At 64.0% G+C, this 22165-nt stretch carries 21 protein-coding genes and 1 other RNA gene; 15 read left to right on the forward strand and 7 right to left on the reverse strand.

Features of this window, described 5'->3' with window-relative positions; translation table 11 throughout:
- Positions 1–400: 400 nt before the first annotated feature.
- Complete coding sequence (locus GGQ99_RS02010) at positions 401–1297, reverse strand: DMT family transporter (protein ID WP_183260325.1); 897 nt, start codon at positions 1295–1297, stop codon at positions 401–403.
- Between the two features lie 158 nt (positions 1298–1455).
- Here GGQ99_RS02010 and GGQ99_RS02015 point away from each other — a divergent pair, with 158 nt between their 5' ends.
- Complete coding sequence (locus tag GGQ99_RS02015) at positions 1456–2676, forward strand: alanine racemase (RefSeq protein ID WP_183260327.1); 1221 nt, start codon at positions 1456–1458, stop codon at positions 2674–2676.
- Positions 2677–2686: 10 nt separating this feature from the next.
- Positions 2687–3496, forward strand: a complete 810-nt coding sequence (locus GGQ99_RS02020; protein WP_183260328.1) for an NAD-dependent epimerase/dehydratase family protein — start codon at positions 2687–2689, stop codon at positions 3494–3496.
- Positions 3497–3550: 54 nt separating this feature from the next.
- On the opposite strand, the gene GGQ99_RS02025 is transcribed toward GGQ99_RS02020, so the two are convergent.
- A complete protein-coding gene (locus GGQ99_RS02025) occupies positions 3551–4771 on the reverse strand; it encodes a lytic murein transglycosylase (protein ID WP_183260330.1) in 1221 nt (406 codons plus the stop codon).
- A gap of 196 nt (positions 4772–4967) precedes the next feature.
- The gene (locus GGQ99_RS02030) at positions 4968–5771 is read right to left on the reverse strand and encodes a glycoside hydrolase family 25 protein (protein ID WP_183260332.1); all 804 of its coding nucleotides are present in this window, start codon (positions 5769–5771) and stop codon (positions 4968–4970) included.
- 232 nt (positions 5772–6003) lie between these two features.
- On the opposite strand from GGQ99_RS02030, the gene GGQ99_RS02035 reads away from it, so the two are divergent.
- Positions 6004–7389, forward strand: coding sequence for a serine hydrolase domain-containing protein (locus GGQ99_RS02035; protein WP_183260334.1), 1386 nt, complete (start codon positions 6004–6006; stop codon positions 7387–7389).
- Here the strand turns inward: GGQ99_RS02035 and GGQ99_RS02040 are convergent.
- A complete protein-coding gene (locus tag GGQ99_RS02040) occupies positions 7382–8047 on the reverse strand; it encodes a class I SAM-dependent methyltransferase (RefSeq protein WP_183260336.1) in 666 nt (221 codons plus the stop codon). The genes GGQ99_RS02035 and GGQ99_RS02040 overlap by 8 nt on opposite strands.
- Complete coding sequence (locus tag GGQ99_RS02045) at positions 8047–9291, reverse strand: BtaA family protein (RefSeq protein WP_183260338.1); 1245 nt, start codon at positions 9289–9291, stop codon at positions 8047–8049. Before GGQ99_RS02045 ends, GGQ99_RS02040 begins: the two co-directional genes overlap by 1 nt.
- Before the next feature lie 207 nt (positions 9292–9498).
- On the opposite strand from GGQ99_RS02045, the gene GGQ99_RS02050 reads away from it, so the two are divergent.
- Positions 9499–9783 (forward strand): hypothetical protein, encoded by a 285-nt coding sequence (locus GGQ99_RS02050; protein ID WP_108607614.1) that lies wholly within the window; start codon positions 9499–9501, stop codon positions 9781–9783.
- 55 nt (positions 9784–9838) lie between these two features.
- On the opposite strand, the gene GGQ99_RS02055 is transcribed toward GGQ99_RS02050, so the two are convergent.
- On the reverse strand, positions 9839–10741 hold the full coding sequence (locus GGQ99_RS02055) for a DMT family transporter (RefSeq protein ID WP_183260340.1): 903 nt from the start codon (positions 10739–10741) through the stop codon (positions 9839–9841).
- Positions 10742–10887: 146 nt separating this feature from the next.
- Here GGQ99_RS02055 and GGQ99_RS02060 point away from each other — a divergent pair, with 146 nt between their 5' ends.
- The 5 genes from GGQ99_RS02060 to GGQ99_RS02080 all read left to right on the forward strand — a co-directional run bounded on the left by GGQ99_RS02060 (position 10888) and on the right by GGQ99_RS02080 (position 14037).
- Positions 10888–11607, forward strand: a complete 720-nt coding sequence (locus tag GGQ99_RS02060; RefSeq protein ID WP_108607616.1) for a J domain-containing protein — start codon at positions 10888–10890, stop codon at positions 11605–11607.
- On the forward strand, positions 11604–12368 hold the full coding sequence (locus GGQ99_RS02065) for an N-acetylmuramoyl-L-alanine amidase (RefSeq protein WP_183260342.1): 765 nt from the start codon (positions 11604–11606) through the stop codon (positions 12366–12368). The genes GGQ99_RS02060 and GGQ99_RS02065 overlap by 4 nt, the downstream gene beginning before the upstream one ends.
- 152 nt (positions 12369–12520) lie before the next feature.
- On the forward strand, positions 12521–13222 hold the full coding sequence (locus tag GGQ99_RS02070; protein ID WP_245439343.1) for a lytic transglycosylase domain-containing protein: 702 nt from the start codon (positions 12521–12523) through the stop codon (positions 13220–13222).
- A gap of 81 nt (positions 13223–13303) precedes the next feature.
- Positions 13304–13701, forward strand: an RNA gene (gene rnpB / locus GGQ99_RS02075) — RNase P RNA component class A.
- 150 nt (positions 13702–13851) lie between these two features.
- A complete protein-coding gene (locus tag GGQ99_RS02080; protein WP_406872170.1) occupies positions 13852–14037 on the forward strand; it encodes a ribbon-helix-helix domain-containing protein in 186 nt (61 codons plus the stop codon).
- Between the two features lie 116 nt (positions 14038–14153).
- Here the strand turns inward: GGQ99_RS02080 and GGQ99_RS02085 are convergent, their stop codons facing one another.
- Complete coding sequence (locus tag GGQ99_RS02085; RefSeq protein ID WP_183260344.1) at positions 14154–15269, reverse strand: cystathionine gamma-lyase; 1116 nt, start codon at positions 15267–15269, stop codon at positions 14154–14156.
- A 399-nt stretch (positions 15270–15668) separates the two neighbouring features.
- Between GGQ99_RS02085 and mraZ the strand changes: the two genes are divergently transcribed.
- Genes mraZ through GGQ99_RS02115 form a run of 6 tightly spaced genes read left to right on the forward strand, consistent with a single transcriptional unit; the run spans position 15669 to position 22162 of the window.
- On the forward strand, positions 15669–16127 hold the full coding sequence (gene mraZ / locus GGQ99_RS02090) for a division/cell wall cluster transcriptional repressor MraZ (RefSeq protein ID WP_183260346.1): 459 nt from the start codon (positions 15669–15671) through the stop codon (positions 16125–16127).
- Positions 16124–17140, forward strand: a complete 1017-nt coding sequence (gene rsmH / locus GGQ99_RS02095) for a 16S rRNA (cytosine(1402)-N(4))-methyltransferase RsmH (RefSeq protein ID WP_183260348.1) — start codon at positions 16124–16126, stop codon at positions 17138–17140. The genes mraZ and rsmH overlap by 4 nt, the downstream gene beginning before the upstream one ends.
- 4 nt (positions 17141–17144) lie before the next feature.
- The gene (gene ftsL, locus GGQ99_RS02100; RefSeq protein ID WP_183260350.1) at positions 17145–17519 is read left to right on the forward strand and encodes a cell division protein FtsL; all 375 of its coding nucleotides are present in this window, start codon (positions 17145–17147) and stop codon (positions 17517–17519) included.
- A complete protein-coding gene (locus GGQ99_RS02105; RefSeq protein ID WP_183260352.1) occupies positions 17516–19225 on the forward strand; it encodes a peptidoglycan D,D-transpeptidase FtsI family protein in 1710 nt (569 codons plus the stop codon). The genes ftsL and GGQ99_RS02105 overlap by 4 nt, the downstream gene beginning before the upstream one ends.
- Positions 19226–19277: 52 nt before the next feature.
- Positions 19278–20732, forward strand: coding sequence for a UDP-N-acetylmuramoyl-L-alanyl-D-glutamate--2,6-diaminopimelate ligase (locus GGQ99_RS02110; RefSeq protein ID WP_183260354.1), 1455 nt, complete (start codon positions 19278–19280; stop codon positions 20730–20732).
- Positions 20729–22162 (forward strand): UDP-N-acetylmuramoylalanyl-D-glutamyl-2,6-diaminopimelate--D-alanyl-D-alanine ligase, encoded by a 1434-nt coding sequence (locus tag GGQ99_RS02115; RefSeq protein ID WP_183260356.1) that lies wholly within the window; start codon positions 20729–20731, stop codon positions 22160–22162. Before GGQ99_RS02110 ends, GGQ99_RS02115 begins: the two co-directional genes overlap by 4 nt.
- The last annotated feature ends 3 nt before the right edge of the window (positions 22163–22165 follow it).

The raw sequence follows: 22165 nt of genomic DNA on the forward strand, positions 1-22165 counted from the left end.
CAAGCTGCAAAGTAGTTTGCGCGTCCGTGGGGGCGCGGCGCTGTAGAAACCAAAAAGGCCGGGACTTTGATCCCGGCCTTTTTTTAAGTTGTCCACCTTAGAGGTGCTATCGTCTTCCGCCGTCTTAGCGGCCTTATGGAAGAACTCCAACGATGAGCGCGCCGATAAAAGCAAACGCGGCGCAAATCATGAGTGCATTGATTGACCTAGTCAGTCCCATGCATAGCCTCCTCTGCGCAAGCCACAGGCCGGAATCTAGGGTCATTTCGGCCACACACAAGCAAAAAATGTGCTGCATTGCGACAAGATTGTGAGAAATGCGACGCATTCCCCGCCCTTAGCCTTTGGTTTTGTTTACCAAAACGGCTGGCTGCAGTTGTGGACAAATTGTGGCAAACAGCTAGCCCGCAGCGGCCGCCCGGCGCCTGAACAGGCGTCCGTCGATGGTGACGAGGCCCAACGCGATCAGCGCCATGCCACCCAGTTCGAAGGCTTCAAGCCGCTCTCCGAGGAAGGTCACGCCAAGCAGAATGGCGCTCGCCGGCACGATGAGGGTGACCAGCGAAGTGTTGGTGGCGCCCGCCGACGCGACCAGGCCGAAGAACAGCAGATAGGCGCAGGCGGTTGAAATGAGCGCCAGCGCGAAAACAGCCATCCACGCGCCACTGCTCGCCACAAACAGGCCGTCGGTGCCGTGCACGGTGAGCACGACCGGTATCATGATGATGGTGGAAGCGGTGAGTTGGCCGGTCGCCACGACTGCCGGCGGCACGCCCCTGAGCCGCCGCGCCACCATCAGCGCAAAGGCGTAGGAAAGCGATGCGCCGATCAGCGCCAGCTTGGCCCAGACCGGCCCGCCGAGGCCGGCGACCAGCCCTGGTCCGATCATGACGGCGGTGCCGGCGATGCCGAGCGCAATGCCTGCGAGCTTGTTCCAGTTCAGTTTCTCGTCCGATGTCATCATGTTGGCGATGATCAGGGTCCAGAACGGCGTGGTGGCGTTGAGCACCGAAGCCAGGCCGGCGCCGATCTCGGTCTGGCCGGCAAAGATCAGCGAGAAGGGAATGACGTTGTTGAGCAGCGACAGCCCGAACAGCGTTGCTGCCAGCGGCAGCGCGAGGCGGAAGGAGGGGCCGCGGACAAGCAGATAGAGGTGCAGCGCGCATGCAGCGATCATCACCCGGAACAGGACAAGCTTGAGCGGCGCAATCTCGGCCACCGCGATATGGACGAAAAAGAACGAGCCGCCCCAGATGACGCCCAGAAGCAGCAGTCTTGCCCAGTCGCGTGCACTCATTTCGGCTTCCTTCTTCGCTTTGTCACATTCGACAGCTACGCGCGATTCTCGGGTAGGGCCACCCGAATCCAAACGGTGACGCAACGCTCCTGCCAAACTCGTTCGGGTTGCATCATCGGCGACTTGCTTTAGATTCCGGCCGGTAACGAGGAGCTTCCATGCAGCGATTCGAGAATGCGCGCGAAGCGGCACTGGCGCTCCGTCCGGATGCCCCGGTCTATTGTTTCCGGCCAGAAGTGCTCAAGACCGATGCCAGGAACTTCATGGAGATGTTCCCCGGCAGGACGGCCTATGCCGTCAAGACGAACGGCGAACTGATCGTGCTCAAGGCGCTGGTCGAGGCCGGCGTGACGATGTTCGACGTGGCATCGCCCGGCGAATTCGCGGCAGTCAGGGAGGTCACGGCCGAGGCCGAAATGATCTACATGCACCCGGTCAAGGCGCAGTCCGACATCAGGCTGGCGCTGGAAACCTATGGCATCAGGGTGATCGCCGTCGATCATGAGGACGAGATCAACAAGCTCAACCGCGTGGTACGGGCGCTCGACATCGATCCTGGCGCGATCACCGTGTTTGTGCGGGTGCAGACCAAGGGCTCGGCGGCCTACGAGCTGTCGAAGAAGTTCGGTGCCGGGCCAGCCAACGCCGTCGAACTGGCCGAGCGGCTGAACCGCAACGGCTACAAGGTCGGGCTGTGCTTCCATGTCGGCAGCCAGATCGAGGATCCCGACACCTATGAGCGCGCGCTTGCCTCGGTCGACTGGGTGCGCAACCGCATCAGCTTCGATCTTGCAGGGCTCGACGTCGGAGGCGGGTTCCCGGCCGAATACGGCCACGATCCGAACAGCAAGAAACCGGCGATGCCGTCAATCGGGCAGATCATGTCGCGCTTCCGCGCCGACCTGAAGGAATACAATTTCGACGAGATGCCACTGGTGGCCGAGCCCGGCCGCGTGATCGTGGCGCGCTGCCTGTCGCTGATCGTGCGGGTGCTGCTGCGCAAGGGCAGGCGGCTCTACATCAACGACGGTATCTGGGCGTCGCTGTCGGATTCGTGGACCGGCAAGATCACGCTGCCGGCGCGCTTCATTCCTGATCCGGCGATCCGCACGCGCAACGGCGATGCCGGCAGCATCGTGCCGTTCAAGGTGTGCGGGGCGACCTGCGATTCCGTCGACATCCTGTCGCGGCCGTTCTGGCTGCCGGAGACCATCGACACCGGCGACTGGATCGAGATCGGCCACATCGGGGCCTATTCGCTGTCGCTCCGCACCCGCTTCAACGGCTTTTACCCCGACACTTTCGTCGAGGTGACGACGCCATTCGACGAGGGCGACGCACCTGTCGGCTTCGCCAGCCTGGAGACGATGGCGGATTGAGGGGGATGAGGTGATTGGCCTGGCCCGCTCGGAGACCTCGGCAGATCGCCTGACGGCTGCCGGGGCGACGCCGCTGCTCGGCGACCTGCGCGCGCCGGCGGAATGGGTGGCCAAGCTACCGACGTTGGATGGGGTCATTCATGCCGCATCAGACTTTGGCGACGACATGGGGCCGGTGGACATGGCGCTGCTCGATGCGCTGTTGCCTGTGCTGGGCGCGATGCCGAAGCGGCCGCGCTTCGTCTACACCGGCGGCTGCTGGCTGTTCGGGGCGACGGGAGAGAGGGTGGCATCCGAAGACAGCCCGTTTGATCCGCTGCCGGCATTCAGCGAGACGATCACCAATATGAGGCGGGTTCTCGAAGCCCCCGAGATCGACAGCTTCGTCGTGCATCCGGCGATGGTCTATTCGAGTGAAGGCGGCGTGTTTTCCTCGTTCATGGAAGCGATGCGCGAGGGAAAGCCGGTCGAGGTTATCGGCTCGGAGCAGGTGGTCTGGCCGCTGGTCCATGCCGACGATCTCGCCAACCTGTATTTGCAGGTGCTCGAAAAGGCGAAACCCGGTTCGGTCTACAATGGCTCGGCCATCGACGGTCTGGCCGTCGGCGAGATCGTGCCGGAAGTGGCGCGGTTGATCGGGACGGAGCATCCCGAAGTCCACATCGTCAGCGCCGACCTTGCGGCGGAGCGGCTGGGTGAATGGGCGCGGGGCTATGCCCTCAGCCAGCGGCTGAGCGGGCATAAGGCACGTGCCGAGCTTGGCTGGAAGCCGGTCCACCAAGACGCGGCTTCGTTGTTCCAGAGAGCGAATAGGGAATAGGGAGTAGCGAATAGGGAAGAAGCGCGAGTATTCCTACTCGCCACTCGCTACGCCTCAGAGGTTCGCCAGCAGCTCGTCCGTCGGCCAGCCGTCGACCGGCAGCTTGAGGCGCATCTGCTCCTGGCGGATGGCTTCGCGGGTGTTGGTGCCCAAAATGCCGTCGATGCCGCCGACATCGTAGCCCTTGTCGGAGAGCTTCTGCTGCAACTGCTTCATGGCGTCGCCGGTCAGGCCGGCGTCCGGATTGCCGCGATCGAAGGCTGGCTGGCCGGCGAGGCGTGCCGCCAGGTTCGCGGCGGTCAGCGTGTAGGTCGCCGACTGGTTCCATTCGAGATAGACGTCGTAGTTGTCGTAGGTCAGGAAGGCAGGACCCTTGCGACCCATCGGCAGCACGATGCCGGCCTTGAGGCCGGTGTCCTTGAGCGGGGTGCCGTCGCGCATGGTGACGCCCATCGCCGCCCATCTGGCGAGCGGCTGCTTGTTGGTCCGGCCGGTTTCTTCCCAGGCCATTTCGGCAGGCACGCGGACTTCCTCGATCCAGGGCTCGCCGCGCTTCCAGCCGCGCGACTGGATCTTCTTGCCGGTGGTGAGGATGACGTCGGCCGGCGTGTTGCGCAGGTCGACAGTGCCGTCGCCGTCGCCGTCGACGCCGCGCGCCAGGTAGTCCGACGGCAGGATCTGGGTCTGGCCGATCTCGCCGGCCCACGCGCCCTTGACGTCGGCGGGCAGCACGTTGCGGTCGATCAGGGTCAGCAGCGGCACGACCTGCGGACGGAACAGCGTCGGGCGGCGGCAGTCATGGGCCAGCGTGACAAGCGCGTTGAGCGCGTTGAAATTGCCCTGCACGGCACCGAAATCGGTTTCCAGCGCCCAGAACGCGGCAATGACAGGGCCGGGCACGCCATAATCCTGTTCGGCCTTGGCGAAGTACTGGCCGTATTTCTGCAGGTTGGCAGCGCCGTGCTTGAGCCGGTAGTCGCTGATCATGCGCTCGGAAAACTGGGTGAAGGTCTGGGCAAAGACGCCCTGGGCGCGGTCGCGCTCCAGCACCTTCGGGTCGATGACGGCATTTGCCAGCGCCGACAGGCCCTTTTCGCCGACGCCGGCGGCGCGGGCCTCGTTGGCGAGGCTCTGCTTCCAGGTGGCGAAATCGTCGCCGCATTCAGAGGTTGCCGCAGGCGCGGCCTGGGATACGGCAGCGGTGTCCTGGGCGATAGCGGGCGCGGCGGCTGTGGCGAACAGAACAGCGGCCAGCGCTTTGCTCAGCAGATTCATTGGGCAGGTCTCCTGCTTGGCCCGTCATTCCGGGTTCTTGCCTTCGCCGAATGGCGAAATGCAGGCAGACGGCCAAGTCGATGTCTTTGCCGCGCCTTCTACAGAACCAGGGCGAGGGCCGCACCCCCTCTTCTTGTCGCATCTGCCATGCGAAATACGCAGCCCGGCGGTGCAGGCAGGGCTGCGGGGAAAAATACTACCTCGTGTTGGCGGCGAGCCACTTCTTCCAGTGGGACTCGGTGCCGTTGAACACGTTGATGTCGGCGTCGCCCCTGATGCCTGGCACGACACCGGTGCCGGTGTACTGCCAGAAGGTGAAGGGGTGGCTACCGTATCTCGAGGTCGGATGGCCGGCGACGGAGCGCAGCCAGTAGGGATAGCCGCGGAAGGTCGACAGATCGTTGTCGTCGAAGAAATCGATCGATGTGTAGATGATCGGCTTCTTGCCGTAGTGGTTTTCGACCATTTCGAGGAAGATCTTCATCTCGCTGCGCACCGTGGCCGCTGGTGGCCGCAGCTTGCAGGACGGCGACTGCGGGTTCCACTCCATGTCGAGGATCGGCGGCAGCGAAGAACGCTCATTGGGCACGTTCTGGATGAACCAGCGCGCCTGTTCGGCGGCAGGCCGGCAGAAATAATAGAAGTGGTAGGCGCCGCGCGGCACGCCGGCAGCCTTGGTCTCGCGCCAGTGCTCGCCGAAATAGTCGTCGACGCGGTCACCGCCCTCGGTCGCCTTGATGAAGGCGAAGGAGATGCCGCTGCCCTTGGCCTGCTGCCAGTCGATCGAGGTCTGGTACTTCGAAACGTCGGTGCCGTGGACGGCATAGGTCCAGGGCGCGCCGCTTTCCCACTGGTGCGGATCGCTGTCGCTGAAGCGCGGATTCTTGACCGAAACGCTGGCCATGGCGCCTGGCTTGCCCGTCGGGGCAAGCGACAGGGTGTCCGATGTCGAGCAGGCGCCGAGAAAGGCGAGCAGCACAAGAGCCGAAACGCGGCGCATTACTTCTCCTTGCGACCGGCAGAACCGGCCAGAGCACATCGTTTATGGGGCAGGCCCTGCGGCCAGATACTGTTCTGATGGATCGGCGGTTTCCCCGAGACACCGCATATCCCCCTCTGTGATCGCCGATCATGGTTGATAAACCGTTGATCGCGCTCGACAGCCTCAAAGATTTGCGTGAGGAATGACGGCAATTCCAAGGCGGAAGCAAGACAGCGGGGCGGGGACAGCAATGCGCAGGCTCGGGAAGATCCTGAAGTGGCTGGTGGCTCTTGTCGTCGTGGCGGTTGCGGGGCTCTCCGCTTGGCTCTATTTCGCGCCGCCTGATTTGATCCGGGTCGGCTCCGGCTATGCCGCCAAGATCGTCTGCTCCAACGTCTTCATTGCCGGCCGGGATGCCGGTCAGGTGCTGGCCGACGATGTCCAGGCGCCGGGCCATCCGCTGCTCAGGCTGATGTCGGTCGATGTCGATGACAGCGCCGGAACTGTGCGGGCGGGGCTGTTCGGCATCTTCGGCAAGGGTCTTGCCGTGGTGCATGACGGCGCCGGCTGCAGCAACGTGCCGGATGGCGACATCGCTGCTGCGGCGCTCGGCCCGGTTCCGGCCGCGACCGCAGCCAAGAGCGATGCGCTGTGGCCGGAAGGCGACAAGGTCGATGCCTCGCAGAACCCGGCTATTGCTGCGATCCTCGACGACGCCGGCCTTGCCGGTCCGGGAATGCGGGCCATCGTCGTCGTGCAGAACGGCCGGATCGCCGGCGAGCGCTATGGTGAGGGTTTCAGCGCCGCTACGCCCTTGCTGGGCTGGTCGATGACCAAGACGGTGACGGCGGCGATCATCGGCACGCTGGTCGGCGAAGGCAGGATGTCGGTCGACAAGACCGGGCTGTTCGAGCAGTGGAAGGCCGACGGCCGCGCAGCGATCAGCCTGGCGGACCTGATGGCGATGTCGAGCGGGCTCGCGTTCAACGAGGATTATGGCGACGTCACCGATGTGACGCGCATGCTCTATCTCGAACCCGACATGGCGAGCTTCGCCGAAGCCAAGCCGCTGGCCGGCGAGGTCGGCAAGGTGTTTTCCTATTCCAGCGGCACGACGCTGCTCTTGTCGCGGCTGTGGCAGGATGCGGTCGGCGATCCCGCCAAGGCGCTTGCCTGGCCGCACGAAAAGCTGTTCGGGCCGCTCGGCATGACAAGTGCGGTGCTGGAGGCCGATGCGCGCGGCACTTTCGCCGGCTCGTCCTATCTCTATGCCACGGCGCATGACTGGGCGCGCTTCGGCCAGTTCCTGATGCAGGAAGGGGTGTGGAACAGCACGCGCGTGCTGCCGGAAGGCTATGTCGCCTGGATGCGGGAGGCGGTTCCCGCCTCGAACGGCGAATATGGCCGCGGCCAGCTCTGGCTGCGCGGCCCCGAAGGCGGCTCGCCCGAAGGCGAAGATTCCGACGCCGGCTTCGACCTGCCTGCGGATGCGTTCTGGATGCAGGGCCATGACGGGCAGACGGTGGCGATCGTGCCATCGGCCAATCTGGTGGTGGTGCGCATGGGGCTGACGCCGTCGAAGCTGCACTACAAGCCACAGGCCATGCTGGCGGCGCTGGTGGCGGCGCTCAAATAGGCTTCGGTCCGCCCACGACGATGAGCCAGGCATAACCTCGGTACAGCGAGGTGAAGCGAAAGCTCTTGCCGGCAGCCTGGGCCTGCTGTGCGATCTCCTTGGCCAGACTCTCGCGTGGCGAAACATGGAATTTTCCAAGCCAGCCGCGAAGCAGCTTGCGGAACCAGCCGGGCAGGCCTTCCTGCTGGCCGAAATCGACGATGTGGAGCGAGCCATCTGACACCGAGAGCGCAGCGGAAACCGAGCGCTCCCAGCCGGGGATCATCGACAGGGCGTAGGAGACGAACACCCGGTCGAAGCCGCTGCGCCCGAACAGGGCGGCGGCGTCGAACGAGGTTGCATCCGCCTGCGCCAGCGATATGCGGTCCGAAAGGCCGGCCCGGGCGATCGATGCCCTGGCGGTTGCCAGCATCTCGGCGGAAATGTCGAGGCCGTAGAAATGGGCGTTCGGAAAGCGCCGGGCGGCAAGGATCAGGTTGCGCCCGGTGCCGCAGCCGAGTTCGAGCACGGTTCCGCCCGTCGGCGGGGACAGCTCCGAAATCATCCGGTCGCGGCCGAGCAGGTAATATTTGCGCGTCAGGTCGTAGATATGACGCTGATGCCGGTAGACCTGGTCCATCAAGCCGGAATGGCTGGCCGAGAGCTCGGGCGCACTCATCAGGGCTTGTTCACATAGAGGTGGAAGCCGCCATAGATCGCCGAACGGTCGCGCGCGGTGAAGTCGCGCGACATCTCGTCCGCGTAGCTCCACTGGTCGAGAAGAGCAGGCGAGAGGCGGCCGGGCAGCAGGCTCGGCTCGGCGGCGGTGCGGAAGATGACGCGTGCGCCGGGGGCTGCGGTGCGGGTGATTTCGGACCACAGGGCGTTGAGCTGAACGTCGCTCATCCAGTCCTGGGCGTCGAGCAGGACGTATCGATCGACCGAACCGGCATCCTTGCTGGCGAGCAGTTCGGTGAAATTGGCGTGATGGATCGCCACGCGATCGATGTTGTCCCGAATGGTCGCATAGTTGGCCTGCTCGAGATAGGCGGGCAGCGCGGCTTCGCCGGGCTCCGGATAGCGGCGGGCGAAGGCCTGCCAGGCGAAATAGTTGTTCTCGAGCGGGAAATCGCAGGCGAGCTTTTCGAGGCGAGCCCGGAGCACGCCCGCCATCGAACCGTCGCCCGAGGTCAGCAGGGAGTCGTACTGCGCCGGCGGAATGCCGAGGCCGAACAGCGACGACTTTCGCGACGTTATCCAGCGCAGGGCGCGGCGGTCGAAGATCGGGGCCAGGTATTCGTCGAAGAAGCGGCGCTGTTCTGCCCTGTTGCCAGTCGCCATGATACCGGCCGGATCGACGCCATAGAGCTTCGCCGCGCGGTGGCCGGCGGCGATGAACAGGCCAAGCAGACCGGTCTTGTAGAAATTGTTGTCGAAGGTTGCGATGCGCCGCTTGCCGCGCCAGTTGCGGCGCTCCCAGTAGCCGCGGGTGGCGGTGTCGAGGTGAGGGGCGATGAAGCGGTCATAGGCATGCGAGTTGTGCTCGGTGCCGGCAGTGCCGAAGAAGCGGAACAGGTCGGCCTGCGACGGCAGGTGGCGGACGGCGGCCAGCTTCATCTTGTTGAGAGCGATGTGGGCGGCGTTCAGGTCGACGGCATCGATCCGCGCGGGCGAACGGGTGAGATAGGCGAGGATGTTGCAGCCGCCTGAGGCTATGGTGACGATGCGGTGGCCCTCGGCCAGTTGCATCGCTTCGATGTCGACCTCGGGGTCTTCCCAGATCTGGGGGTAGACCAGGCCGGAAAACAGAAGCGCAAAGAGGCGCTCTGAAAGCCCTTCCTTGGAAAGCGGGCGGTTCTGATAGACCGCCTTTCCAACTTTCTTGCCGCGACGAAAGACAAGTTCTCCGGAAACGTTGGTCATGGAAATGCGATTCCCCGCTTCGTTGTTGGCCGCAGCGGGTAGCGCACCGGCGTGACAGCGCGGTGACGCCCAAATGACGCCTGTGCGACATTGCCGGGCTGCCTGGGAATGTGACAGCCGGACTCCGAACGTTATGAAACCGCCGCCACGCCCATGCATTTTTCTCTCCGACGCCCGCCTGACGGGCCGTTTCGAAAGGAGATTGTCATGAAGAAGCTCATTCTTGGTTCGGTCGCTGCGATTGCACTGTTTGGCGTTGCCGCCTGTAGCGACACCGACGACACGACCACGCAGAGCGTGCAGCCGCCCGCCACCGAGGAGCCGGCACCGATCACTCCGGCGCCCGCGACGCCTGAGGCGACCCCTCCGGCCACCGACAACTCGACCACCCAGAGCATCACGCCGACGCCGGAGACCGGCACTGACGGTGAGATGCAGAACCACGACACGATGCAGCCCAAGCCGGTCGAACCGGCAGCCCCCGCACAGTAAGCGAGCGGGAGGAGGAAAAGGCCGGAGCAACTGCTCCGGCCTTTTTCGTTGGGTCTCAGCGCGAGACGCGCGCGCGCCTGCCGAGAGCGACTATGGCGATGACGCCGAGGGCGAACAGCACCGTATGCGCGCCCACATGTTCGCCGAGCAGGAATGCCGATATGGTCAGCGTGACGAAAGACTGAAGCAACTGGACCTGGCTGACCCGGGCGATGCCGCCCATGCCGAGGCCGACATTCCAGGCAAAGAACCCCAGAAACATCGAGCCGAAACTGAGATAGAAGAACGCGAAGGTCTCTGACGACGTGGCCTGGGTGAATTCAGGATGCCAGCTCCAGATCGCCGCGGGGACGGAGATGGGGGCGGTCAGGATCAAGGACCAGCAGATGACCTCCCAGCCCGGCATGTGGCGCGAAAGCTTGCCGGAGACGACATAGCCCAGGCTGGCCGACAGGGCTGCGAGGAACAGGAACAGGTCGCCGGTCGAAAGCTGCATGCCGCTGTCGCTTATGGCGAAAGTGACGACGAGGACGGCGCCGGCGACCCCGCAGATCCAGAAAAACACCGATGGCCGCTCGCCGCCGATGATCGCGGCGAAGATACTGGTGGTCAGCGGCAACACGCCGAGCACCACCCCGCCATGCGAAGCGGGGACCGTCTGCATGGCGATCGAAGAGAAGATCGGGAAGCCGAACACCAGAAGCAGGCCGGCCAGGAACAATGCCGGCGCATCGCTCTTCGGAAAGCGCTTGCGCAGGATGAAGAGCAGCAGGGCCGCGGCAAGGGACGCCATCGCGGCGCGTCCGTGGGTGACGAACCAGGGCGTAAATGTGGTCAGCGCGACGCGCGTCGCCGGCAAGGTGCCGCCGAAGATGACGACGCCAAGCGTTCCCAGAGCGAGCCCGATGGTCTCGCGGGAAGGCCTGTGGGTCGACTGCGTGGTGTTGCGCGCATCCATGGCGCACCGTTAGCGGGGGCGGGCTTTCTCGTCGTGGATTTTCCGTTGGTCCAGAGTTTTGGTCCAGGGTATGCAGTGCCGACAAAGTTATGCGTCGAGCGCAATGGCATCTCGCATTTGCGAATGTTTCATCCTAAGAAGCGGCCATGTCGATTTGGGACCGCCTCGGCGACTTCATTGCGCGTATCTCGGCCTCGGCGGCAAACGGCGTGGCCGATGTCGTGGAGGCTGTCCGAACCGTCTTTTCAGGCGATGCCGAATTGCGCCGCCGCGTCGCTTTTTCGGTGGCGATGATCGCGCTTTCGGCCAAGATGGCCAAGGCCGATGGCGTGGTGTCCCAGGACGAGGTTCGCGCCTTCTACGAGATCTTTGCGGTTCCGCCCGAGCATGCGCGCGACGTGGCTCGCCTCTACGACCTCGCCCAGCAGGATGTTGCCGGCTACGAGCTCTATGCCCAGCGCATGGCCCGGCTGTGCGGCTCCGGCCATGCGAACTGCGGCATGCTCGAGGACATTCTCGACGGGCTGTTTCACATCGCCAAGTCGGATGGCATGCTGCATCAGCGCGAGAGCACGTTCCTGCATCGGGTGTCGGAGATCTTCCGTATCGAGGAATCCCACTACCAGACGATCCTGGCGCGCCATCTCGATCTCGGCGAGGCCGATCCGTATCGGGTGCTCGGCATCGAGCGCGGCAGATCGTTCGAGGATGTGCGCAAGCACTATCGCAAGCTTGTCGCCAACAACCATCCCGATAAGCTGATTGCACGCGGCCTGCCGGAAGAGTTCATCCGAATCGCCACGACGCGCATCGCCGCAATCAATGCGGCCTACGAAATGATCGAAAGGGGGCTGCGGCACGCATGAGCGGTTTCCAACCCGACCACCCGCATGCCGAGGTCCGGCTATCGCCCAATTTCGGGCTGCGGCGTGAGGGTGTGAAGCCCGACATGATCGTGCTGCACTACACCGGCATGGAAACCGGCGAGGGCGCCGAGGCCTGGCTGTGCGATCCGGCGAGCGAGGTGTCGTCGCACTACCTTGTGCACGAGGACGGCCGCATCGTGCAGATGGTGCGCGAAAGCGACCGGGCCTGGCATGCCGGCAAGAGCTCCTGGCGTGGCCAGACGGACATCAACTCCTGTTCGATCGGCATCGAAATCGTCAATCCCGGCCATGCCTTCGGCTATCGTTCTTTTCCACGGCGGCAGATGGAGGCGGTTATCGCGCTCTGCCAGGGCATTGCCAAGCGCCACAATGTGCCGCCCGAACGTGTGCTGGCGCATTCGGATGTGGCGCTGGGGCGCAAGGTTGACCCGGGTGAGAAGTTTTCGTGGCGCACGCTGCACGAGGCCGGCATAGGTCATTGGGTCGCACCTTCGCCGCGCAATGGGCGCCGGGAAATGCAACCTGGCGAGGTCGGCAACGCTGTCGAGGAGCTGCAGTCGATGCTGGCGCTCTATGGCTACGGTGTCGAGATCACCGGCCATTTCGATGCGCAGACAGCGGTAACTGTCCAAGCTTTTCAACGACATTTTCGCACCAGCTGTGTTGACGGGGTGGCCGATGCCTCGACAATTTCGACCTTGCGGCGGCTGCTTTCGTCCCTCGAAGGAAGCCTTGACTAGCCTAGGTAGCTGATTCGCAAAGATTACAACCTGTCACCCTTTGTGACTTGCCCGGCCATTTTTCCCGCCAGTTCGCCCGTCACATGCATCTCCGTGCAAGGCGCCGGCTAATCCTGCCATGCCCCGAAGAGGGCCCCGGCGTCGAGGAAGGGATGCTGCACGACAGCTTTCGGCTGTCGCGCGGCCTGTTCGAGAACAAGGATAACATGAAGAATTTGACCGTTGTTGCGGTGGCGTTAGCCGCCGGCCTGACTTCTTTTGCCGCTCACGCCCAGGACGGAGCAGTCAGGGCCTCAAAGGCGATCATCGAAACCACCACAAAAGCCAAGATGAACAAGGCGGCGGACGATTGCCCCTATCTCTTCGGCTGCAGCTCCAAGAAAGAAGCTGCCATCGACAATTTCAAGACTGCATCGATCGGCGCCAAGGGTGCCAAGACCGTCAAGGAACAGGCCGGAAAGACGGCCAGGGCAACCAAGTCGAATGCGCCGTTCGGCGAAATCGTCGCGCGTTATGCCTCGTCCTATGGCGTCCCAGTGTCGCTTGCCCATGCCGTCATCAGCGTCGAGAGCAACTATCGCCCGAACGCGCGTGGCAAGGCCGGCGAGATCGGCCTGATGCAGATCAAGCCGGCAACGGCACGGATGATGGGCTATTCGGGATCGGCGAAGGGCCTGTTCAATCCCGAGACCAACATCAAGTTCGGTCTTAAATATCTGGCCAAGGCGCATGAGCTTTCGGGCGGCACCACCTGCGGCACGATCCTCAAATACAACGCCGGCCACGGCGCCAAGCGCATGAACCCGATTTCTGCCGCCTATTGCAAAAAAGTGCAGGCTCGTATCGGCGGCTAACGGCCCGAAGACAGGGATGGTTCCCGGGACGGCGCACGTTTTTGTTTGCCTTTTGCCGTGCGAACCATTCTATACGCCTTGCCAGCTGGCCGGGCGGCCGCACCCGCAATTGCCGAAAGGCCGCGGGTGAGGAAAGTCCGGGCTCCATGGATACACGGTGCCGGTTAATGGCCGGCGGGGGCGACCCCAGGGAAAGTGCCACAGAAAGCAAACCGCCGCGGTTTTCCGCGGTAAGGATGAAAGGGTGGGGTAAGAGCCCACCGCGCGACTGGCAACAGGAGCGGCACGGCAAACCCCACCGGGAGCAAAACCGAATAGGGGCGGTACGAGGGGCGACCCTCAGGGCTGTTTCCGGCTCACCGCCCGGGTAGGTTGCGTGAGGCGCATGGCAACATGCGTCCAAGAAGAATGGTCGCCACGTTCCCGTGCCGCAAGGCGCGGGGGCCATACAGAACCCGGCTTACAGGCCAGCTGGCGCTGCCTTTTAGCCCCATGACTTCAGCGACTTGCGGCGATGCTTGCGCGTCTTGAGTCAAGGGCGCCGATGTTGCCCGCCAGGGCAAACCCCGCTGCTGTTTTTGAGTCTGGTACGATTTGATCGTGCCATTGTCGCAAACGGGAGTAGAGCCATGGGCCATGTCGACAAACGCAGCATCACGCTCTCACCCGAGCTTGCCGCCGCCGTCGATGGCGCGGTCGATGCCGGGGAATATGCCTCCGCCAGCGAAGTCATCCGCGACGCATTGCGGCTCTGGAAGGAACGGCGCGACCTCTTTGGCTACACCATCGAGGAACTGCCAGGAAGGCATCGATAGCGGGCCGGGGCAGTTCGACACCATGGATCAGCTAAAGGCCGAAGCGCGCAAGCGGCTTGGCCAAGCAGGTGGTTGAGGCCAACCCGTGCGCATCAGGCGGACGGCTTCGTAGGTGTTCAGCCGCCGATCCTGTCCAGCGACGCCTCGATCGCAGCCCACAATTCCTCGACCGGCTCGCAGCCGACTGAAAGCCTGACGAAGCCCGGCGTGACCGCATCGCCGCGGCGGAGCCTGCGTTCGGCGACCGTGTGGACGCCGCCGAATGATGTCGCCGCATGAATCAGTTCGCAGCCGTTGATGAAATCCTCGGCCCTTTCTTCCGAACCGAGGTCGAAGCTGATCAGGAAGCCGAAGCGCTCCATCTGGGCGCGCGCCAGATTGTGGGACGGGTCGTCGGCCAGGCCCGGGTATCGGAGGCCGCTGACAGCCGAATGTTGCTTCAGCCTCTGCGCGATGACTTCCGCCGACGAACACATGCGGTCGAAGCGCAATTCGAGCGTCTCCAGGCCGCGATGGACCAGCCAGGCTTCGAACGGGCCCGGAATGCCGCCGGCATTCTGCCGCCACTCGGCGACGGCGGTGACGATTTCGGCGTTGCGGCTGGCGACGTGGCCGAACAGCACGTCCGAATGACCGTTGGGCGCCTTGGTGTCGGCGGCGACGACGATGTCGGCGCCGAGGTCGAGCGGCCGCTGGCCGAAGGGCGTCATGGTGGTATTGTCGACCACCAACTGGCCGCCAGCCTTGTGGACCGCAGCCGCCACCGCGGCGATATCACAGATGTCGAGTGCCGGGTTGGAAGGGCTTTCCACAAAGACCAGCCGATAGCCGTCGAAACCACCGTCGAGGAATGACGATGTCGGCCTGACGTCGCAGGCAACGCCAAAGGCACCGAGGAAGCGGTCCGCCAGGATCCGGGTAGTGTGATAACCGTCCGACGGCAGCAGAATGCGGTCGCCTGACTTGAGCAAGGCGAAAAACACCGCCGAGATCGCCCCCATTCCCGATGGGAACGCCACGCAGGGCGCGTCCTCGAGATGCCCGAGCATTTCTTCGACCGCGTCCCAGGTCGGATTGCTGAAGCGACCGTACTGGTTGAAGCCGGTGGCGTCGCCGGGAGCGTGGAAGATTGCCGCCATGGTCAAGGGCAGGGGAATGGGGTCGCCGACGGAGAGCCTGGCGCGGCGCAGGTGGGCTAGCTTTGCTGCGCGGGAACTCGATGCATTCGTCATGGTTTGCGGGCTCTCGGTGAAGGTGGCATCCGACGCTAAGGGCAGTGGCGCGAGCGGGCAAGGGAACTCGTCTTGTGCCAGCCGCTCGTAACCCTTCGTTAGCCTTAAGGGATCATAAAAATCGGGATGCCATGAGAGGGCTCGAAAGGTCCGTCAAGGCATTGAAGTGCACCCTGTTCCCGTTGACGCCCATATCACCCCATGTTATCCCAAATCGGTAACCATGATTTCGTTCCAGTAGAGGGTGAGGCGTTCGCCGATCCGGCAGTCGCGGCGGCTGCGGATGGCGATGCATTGTCGATCAACGGAGACAGTCTGGATTTGCGGTTGGGCCGCGCCATTGGGGCGCGGGCGACATGACGACGAGGGGCGCGGCCGCGGAAGCGGTCGGATCATACGATGGATCGGTTTCTGTCAAATGCGGTGAACAGGATCGATGCGAAGGGACGGGTCTCCGTTCCGGCGCATTTCCGTGCCGTATTGCAGAAGCGCGGATACGCCGAGCTATATGCGTTGAGGGCGCTCGACGTTCCGGCACTCGATGTCGGCGGGCTCGACCTGCTCGACCGTTACGAGCAGCGCATCGCACAAGAAGATCCGTTCCTGCAGACGGCGGACGACATGTCCTTTTTCATCCATGGCGACAGCACGTTCCTGAAACTCGACCAGGACGGGCGCATTTCGGTCTCGGATTTCCTGCGCGAGCATACGGGGATCACCACCGACGTGGCCTTTGTCGGGCGTGGGCAGTTTTTTCAAATGTGGGAGCCGGAGCGGCTGCGCAGCCATGGCGCGGATGTTCGCGCCCGGCTCTTGAAGCTTCGGCAGGCGACGAAGCCTGGGGAGCGACCGGAATGATGGCGGGTCACGGCGATGACCAACATGCTGTCGGCGGACCGGCCCGCCACATTCCGGTGCTCCTCGCCGAGGTCCTGGCCGCGCTCAAGCCGCAGCCGGGCGAAGTCGTCATCGACGGCACGTTCGGCGCCGGCGGCTATACCAAGGCCATCCTGGCGACCGGTGCTTCCGTCGTGGCGATCGACCGCGATCCCGATGCCATCGCTGCCGGCCGTGATCTGGAGGCGCAATCGGGCGGCAAGCTGCGCCTGGTGCAGGCGCCGTTCTCCAGCCTCGATGAACATGTCGAACTGGTCGATGGCGTGGTGCTCGACATCGGCGTTTCGTCGATGCAACTCGACCAGGCACAGCGCGGCTTCTCGTTCCGCGCCGACGGCCCGCTCGATATGCGCATGGCCCAGGCGGGTGCGAGTGCCGCCGATGTCGTCAATCGCTTCAAGGCCGGTGATCTTGCGCGCATCTTCGGTTTCCTCGGCGAGGAGCGGCACGCCGGGCGCATCGCCCGCATGATCGAAAACCGCAGGGAAAAGCGGCCGTTCGAGCGCACGCTCGACCTGGCGGATGCGATCGAAACGCATATCGGCCGCGCCCCCAAGGACAAGATCCACCCGGCGACGCGCGTGTTCCAGGCGCTGCGCATTTACGTCAACGACGAACTCGGCGAACTGGCGCGGGCGCTGTTTGCCGCCGAGCGTGCGCTGAAGCCCGGCGGACGCCTCGTGGTCGTCACCTTCCATTCGCTCGAAGACCGGATCGTCAAGCGCTTCATCGCCGATCGCTCCAGCGCGCCGTCGCGTTCGCGCTACATGCCGGAACTCGAAGTGATTGCGACGACCTTCACCAAGGCGGGCAATGCGGTCGGGCCAGGCGACGCCGAGACCGCGATCAACCCACGTTCGCGGTCGGCCAAGCTGCGTGCCGCGGTCCGCACGAGCGTTGCGCCACGCGGCGAAGACTTTTCCATTTTCGGACTTCCGAAGCTTCCCGACGTCAGCCAGTCGGGAGAAAGGTGAGCCCATGTTCCGCACCAGTGACATCGTGCTGATCGCCGCAATGGTCGGCGCTGCCGCCTTCACTTACCAGACCAAGCACGAGGCCGAGAACCAGCTCGATGCCGTCCGCAAGATCCAGGCGCAAATCCGCTTCGAGGAAGACACTACCGACCTGCTCAAGGCCGACTGGAGCCTGCTCACCCAGCCGTCGCGGCTGCAGAAACTGGCCCAGACCTATGAGTCGGAACTCAAGCTTCAGTCCGTGGATGCCCGCCAGATCGTCAGTCTCAAGGATCTGCCGGTGCGCCCGCTGACCATCGAAGACATCACGAGCGAGCGTTTTGGCGGGGTTGCCGAAATTGCGCCGGACCAAACCACGACCGGAGGGATCGCCCAATGATCGGATTGTTCGGCAAGAAGCGCAGCGCGGGCGACAGCTCCATCGTCGTCGACAGCGCGCGGAAAGCCACCGGCGGACGCACGCGCAACCGCGTCGTCATGACCATGGCCGTGTTCTTCGGTATCTATGCGACGATCGGCGGCCGTCTCGTCTATCTCGCCATGCAGGACCCCGAGACGTCGAACGGACCCGAAAGCCGCGTGACCGCATCGCGCCCCGACATCGTCGACCGCAATGGCGAGGTCCTGGCGACCGACATCAAGACCGCCTCGCTGTTCGCCGAACCGCGCCGCATCGTCGACGCCGACGAGGCGATCGAGAAGCTGTCGACCGTGCTGCCCGACCTCGAGGTCGAGCAGACCTACCTCAAGCTCAAAAGCGGCACAGGCTTCGTCTGGCTGAAGCGGCAGCTGACGCCCAAGCAGCAGGCCGAGATCATGCAACTCGGCATTCCCGGCATCGCCTTCCGCACCGAAAAGCGGCGCTTCTATCCCGGCGGCGAGACGACCTCGCACATCATTGGCCTGACCAACATCGACAACAAGGGTATTTCCGGTCTCGAAAAATACATCGACGACCAGGGGCTCGCCGATCTGCAGGCCTCCGGGCTGGCGATCGCCAAGGACCTCAAGCCGGTCAAGCTGTCGATCGACCTGCGCGTCCAGCACATCGTTCGGGACGAACTGGTCACCGCGCTCGAAAAGTATCGTGCCATCGCTGCAGGTGCTGTCGTAATCAACGTCAAGACCGGCGAAGTGCTGGCCATGGGCTCGGTTCCCGATTTCGATCCCAACAACCCGTTCAACGCCCAGGACAAGGACCGCCTGAACCGCATGTCGGCGGGCCTGTTCGAAATGGGCTCGACGATCAAGAGCTTCACCACGTCAATGGCGCTCGATTCGGGCAAGATGACGCTCAACAGCACCGTCGACGCCAGCCGTCCGATCACCATCGGACGCCAAACCATCCGAGACTTCCACGGCAAGGGCCGGGTGCTGACTGTGCCGGAGGTGTTCATCTATTCGTCCAATATCGGCTCGGCCAAGGAGGCCGACGTCGTCGGCATCGAAGGGCACCGCGAATTCCTCAAGCGCCTGGGCCTGCTCGACCGCCTGCAGACTGAACTTCCCGAAACGGCTCGTCCGACCGAGCCGAAGGTCTGGAAGAAGGTGCATTCGATCACCGCTGCGTTCGGTCACGGCTTTTCGACGACGCCGTTGCAGACTGCGGCCGGCACGGTGGCGCTGATGAATGGCGGCCGTTACATGACGCCGACCTTCCTGCCACGAACCTTGGAAGAGGCAATGGCTGTTTCAAGGCAGGTGGTAAGCGAAAAGACCAGCGAAGAGATGCGCTATCTGTACAATCTGAACGCGACGGCGCCGGGTGGTTCCGGCAAGCGCGGCACGGTTCCCGGCTATCGAGTTGGCGGCAAGACCGGTACGGCTGAAAAGGTCGTCAACGGGCGCTACTCGAAGGAAAAGAACTTCAACGCCTTTATCGCCGCCTTTCCGATGGACGATCCGCAATATCTGGTGCTGACGATCATCGACGAGCCGAAGATGGAGGGGTCAACCCGTTCAGCCACGGCAGGCTTCACCGCTGCACCGATGGTGGCCAATATTATCCGGCGTTCGGCGCCTCTGCTTGGCGTCAAGCCAGAATTCGGCCAAGAAGGTGGTGCAACTCTGGCTTCTTATCCCTGATTCTGCAGGCGCGCCGGCGGCGCGCCGCTTTGTATGTAGCGAACGGAACTCGATGAAACTGATTGACCTTGCCGGTATCCTGCCCGTCGATGGGGTTCTGCCCAGAGATGTCGAGGTGAGTGGAGTTTCGTCGGATTCGCGGCAGGTGACGCCAGGAACGCTGTTTTTTGCCGTCTCCGGAAGCAAGGCCGACGGGGCCGCCTATGCCGGCGATGCCGCAAGGCGCGGCGCCGTTGCCGTCATCGCTGCCAAGGGGGCCCAGCTCGGCTCGGCCGGCGTGCCAGTGATATCTGTCGATGATCCGCGCCAGGCATTGGCGCTGGCTGCCGCCAAATTCTACGGCCGCCAGCCAGAAACCATGGTTGCGGTGACAGGCACCAGCGGCAAGACTTCGGTGGCAGCGTTCGCGCGACAGATCTGGACGCATGCCGGCTATGCCGCCGCAAGCATCGGCACGACAGGTGTGGTGGCGCCCGGCCGCAACGAATACGGACAGCTGACTACTCCGGACCCGGTCGCGTTGCACAAGCTGCTTGCCGAACTCGCGGACGCCGGCGTGACTCATGCCTCGATGGAAGCGTCGAGCCATGGTCTCGACCAGCGCCGCCTCGACGGCGTGCGGCTGGCCGCCGGCGGTTTCACCAATCTCGGCCGCGACCACATGGACTACCATCCGACGGTCGAGGAGTATCACCGCGCCAAGCTGCGCCTGTTCGATGCGCTGCTGCCGAAGGGCGCTCCGGCGGTCGTCTTCGCCGACGATCCGTGGTCACAGCCGACCATCGCTGCGGCGCGTGCTGCCGGCCTCAAGGTACTTACCGTCGGCCGCCATGGCGATTTCCTCAGCCTCAAGCGGGTCGAACACGAACGCCACCGGCAGCGCGCCGAGATCGAATGCGATGGCGTCATCTACGAGATCGACCTGCCGCTGGCCGGCGATTTCCAGGTCGCCAATTCGCTTGTAGCCGCCGGTCTTGCGATTGCCACCGGAACCGATGTCGCCAAGGCGCTCGGGGCACTGGAATATCTTGAAGGCGCGCCAGGCCGCCTCGATCTGGTCGGCACGACGGCTGCCGGTGCGCCCGTCTACGTCGACTACGCCCACAAGCCAGATGCACTGGAAAATGTCCTGGCGGCGGTTCGGCCGTTCACGACAGGCCGTGTCATCGTCGTTTTCGGCTGCGGCGGCGACCGCGACCGCGGCAAACGTCCGATCATGGGCGAAATCGCCACGCGACTGGCCGACGTCACCATCGTCACCGACGACAACCCGCGCTCGGAAGTGCCCGAAACCATCCGCGCCGCAATCATGGCGGCGGCACCGGGCGCCATCGAGATCGGCGACCGCAGGCAGGCCATCCACGAGGCGGTGAGCATGCTCCATGCAGGCGACACGCTGATCGTTGCCGGCAAGGGCCACGAGGAAGGTCAGACGATCGGCGCGGAAACGCTGCATTTCTCCGATCATGAGGAAGTGCGCAACGCGCTCGCCCGGAGTTCGGCATGAGCCTGCTGTGGACTTCCGAGGCACTTGTCGAGGCGACAGGCGGCCGTCCCTTCGGCCAGATGCCTGAAGGCATATCGGGCATATCCATAGACAGCCGCAGCCTGAAGCCTGGCGAAGCCTTCTTCGCCATCAAAGGCGATACGATGGATGGCCACGACTTCGCCACCGCCGCCATCAAAGCAGGCGCTGGCCTGCTTGTAGTTGCCGAAGGCAAGCTGCCGGCGCTCGGGCGTCTGAGCGCGCCGATGATCGTCGTGCCCGATGTGCTCGCAGCCCTTGTAAAGGTTGGCATTGCGGCGCGGACCCGCTCGCGGGCGCGCATCATCGCCGTCACCGGCTCGGTCGGAAAGACCTCGACCAAGGAAGCGCTGCGCCACGCACTCTCGTCGGTCGGCAAGGTGCATGCTTCGGCTGCTTCCTTCAACAACCATTGGGGCGTGCCACTGACGCTGGCGCGGATGCCGGAGGATTGCGACTATGCGGTCTTCGAGATCGGCATGAACCATCCGGGCGAGATCAGCCCTCTCGTGCGCATGGTCCGGCCTCATATCGCCGTCGTGACGCTGATTGCCGCCGCCCATCTCGGTTTCTTCCGCAATCTCGACGAGATCGCCAAGGCCAAGGCCGAAATCTTCGAAGGCGTCGAGCCGGGTGGGGCGGTGCTGCTCAACCGCGACGACGGCCGCTTCAAGCTGCTGGAGAAATTCGCCCGCGCCGCCGGCATCGACAACGTGATGAGCTATGGCGAAAACGCCCGCGCCAACTTCCGGCTGCTGAAATGCACGCTCGAGGCCGACCATTCGATGATCGTGGCGCGCATCGGCGGCCGCGACGTGCCCGCTCGCATCGGCGCGCCGGGCCGACACATCGTGCAGAACGCGCTCGCCGTGCTTGGTGCCGCCCATCTCTGCGGCGCTGACGTGCCGACTGTCGCTACGGAACTTGCCTCGATGTCGGCCGAGAGCGGCCGCGGCCAGCGCCATGTCCTGCTCCTGCCCAACGGCCCGATCACCCTGATCGACGAGAGCTACAACGCCAATCCGGCCTCGATGAAGGCGGCGATCGAATTGCTCGATGCAACGCCGATCCATGGTGCCGGCCGGCGGATCGCCGTGCTCGGCGACATGCTTGAGCTCGGCAGCCATTCGGCCAAGCTGCATGCCGGGCTCGCCGAGCTGATCGGCTCGACGAGGACCGACATGGTGCTGATGGCGGGACCCGAAATGAAGGCGCTTGCCGATACGCTGCCCGAGGGGTTCAGGGCGGAATATCGCACCGGTGTCGAAGAGTTGAAGGCTGTCCTTTTGCAGACGCTTCAGCCCGGCGACGCCGTCATGATCAAGTCGTCGAAGGGCATTGGTTTTTCCAGGCTCGTCGACGCGCTCGTCAAGACATTCCCGGCGCATGCCGGCAACACCACAGCGACCTGACGG

The sequence above is a fragment of the Aminobacter niigataensis genome (assembly GCF_014200015.1).
Lineage (GTDB): Bacteria > Pseudomonadota > Alphaproteobacteria > Rhizobiales > Rhizobiaceae > Aminobacter > Aminobacter niigataensis.

What these genes read in the sequence shown, in the direction of transcription:
- GGQ99_RS02065 (WP_183260342.1), top strand. Translation starts at nt 11,604, where the DNA reads ATGAGCGGTTTCCAACCCGACCACCCGCATGCCGAGGTCCGGCTATCG.
- GGQ99_RS02105 (WP_183260352.1), top strand. Translation starts at nt 17,516, where the DNA reads ATGATCGGATTGTTCGGCAAGAAGCGCAGCGCGGGCGACAGCTCCATC.
- GGQ99_RS02110 (WP_183260354.1), top strand. Translation starts at nt 19,278, where the DNA reads ATGAAACTGATTGACCTTGCCGGTATCCTGCCCGTCGATGGGGTTCTG.
- GGQ99_RS02050 (WP_108607614.1), top strand. Translation starts at nt 9,499, where the DNA reads ATGAAGAAGCTCATTCTTGGTTCGGTCGCTGCGATTGCACTGTTTGGC.
- mraZ (WP_183260346.1), top strand. Translation starts at nt 15,669, where the DNA reads ATGGATCGGTTTCTGTCAAATGCGGTGAACAGGATCGATGCGAAGGGA.
- GGQ99_RS02070 (WP_245439343.1), top strand. Translation starts at nt 12,521, where the DNA reads ATGCTGCACGACAGCTTTCGGCTGTCGCGCGGCCTGTTCGAGAACAAG.
- GGQ99_RS02115 (WP_183260356.1), top strand. Translation starts at nt 20,729, where the DNA reads ATGAGCCTGCTGTGGACTTCCGAGGCACTTGTCGAGGCGACAGGCGGC.
- rsmH (WP_183260348.1), top strand. Translation starts at nt 16,124, where the DNA reads ATGATGGCGGGTCACGGCGATGACCAACATGCTGTCGGCGGACCGGCC.
- GGQ99_RS02015 (WP_183260327.1), top strand. Translation starts at nt 1,456, where the DNA reads ATGCAGCGATTCGAGAATGCGCGCGAAGCGGCACTGGCGCTCCGTCCG.
- GGQ99_RS02040 (WP_183260336.1), bottom strand. Translation starts at nt 8,047, where the DNA reads ATGAGTGCGCCCGAGCTCTCGGCCAGCCATTCCGGCTTGATGGACCAG.
- GGQ99_RS02025 (WP_183260330.1), bottom strand. Translation starts at nt 4,771, where the DNA reads ATGAATCTGCTGAGCAAAGCGCTGGCCGCTGTTCTGTTCGCCACAGCC.
- GGQ99_RS02085 (WP_183260344.1), bottom strand. Translation starts at nt 15,269, where the DNA reads ATGACGAATGCATCGAGTTCCCGCGCAGCAAAGCTAGCCCACCTGCGC.
- GGQ99_RS02080 (WP_406872170.1), top strand. Translation starts at nt 13,852, where the DNA reads ATGGGCCATGTCGACAAACGCAGCATCACGCTCTCACCCGAGCTTGCC.
- GGQ99_RS02060 (WP_108607616.1), top strand. Translation starts at nt 10,888, where the DNA reads ATGTCGATTTGGGACCGCCTCGGCGACTTCATTGCGCGTATCTCGGCC.
- GGQ99_RS02035 (WP_183260334.1), top strand. Translation starts at nt 6,004, where the DNA reads ATGCGCAGGCTCGGGAAGATCCTGAAGTGGCTGGTGGCTCTTGTCGTC.
- GGQ99_RS02030 (WP_183260332.1), bottom strand. Translation starts at nt 5,771, where the DNA reads ATGCGCCGCGTTTCGGCTCTTGTGCTGCTCGCCTTTCTCGGCGCCTGC.
- ftsL (WP_183260350.1), top strand. Translation starts at nt 17,145, where the DNA reads ATGTTCCGCACCAGTGACATCGTGCTGATCGCCGCAATGGTCGGCGCT.
- GGQ99_RS02055 (WP_183260340.1), bottom strand. Translation starts at nt 10,741, where the DNA reads ATGGATGCGCGCAACACCACGCAGTCGACCCACAGGCCTTCCCGCGAG.
- GGQ99_RS02045 (WP_183260338.1), bottom strand. Translation starts at nt 9,291, where the DNA reads ATGACCAACGTTTCCGGAGAACTTGTCTTTCGTCGCGGCAAGAAAGTT.
- GGQ99_RS02010 (WP_183260325.1), bottom strand. Translation starts at nt 1,297, where the DNA reads ATGAGTGCACGCGACTGGGCAAGACTGCTGCTTCTGGGCGTCATCTGG.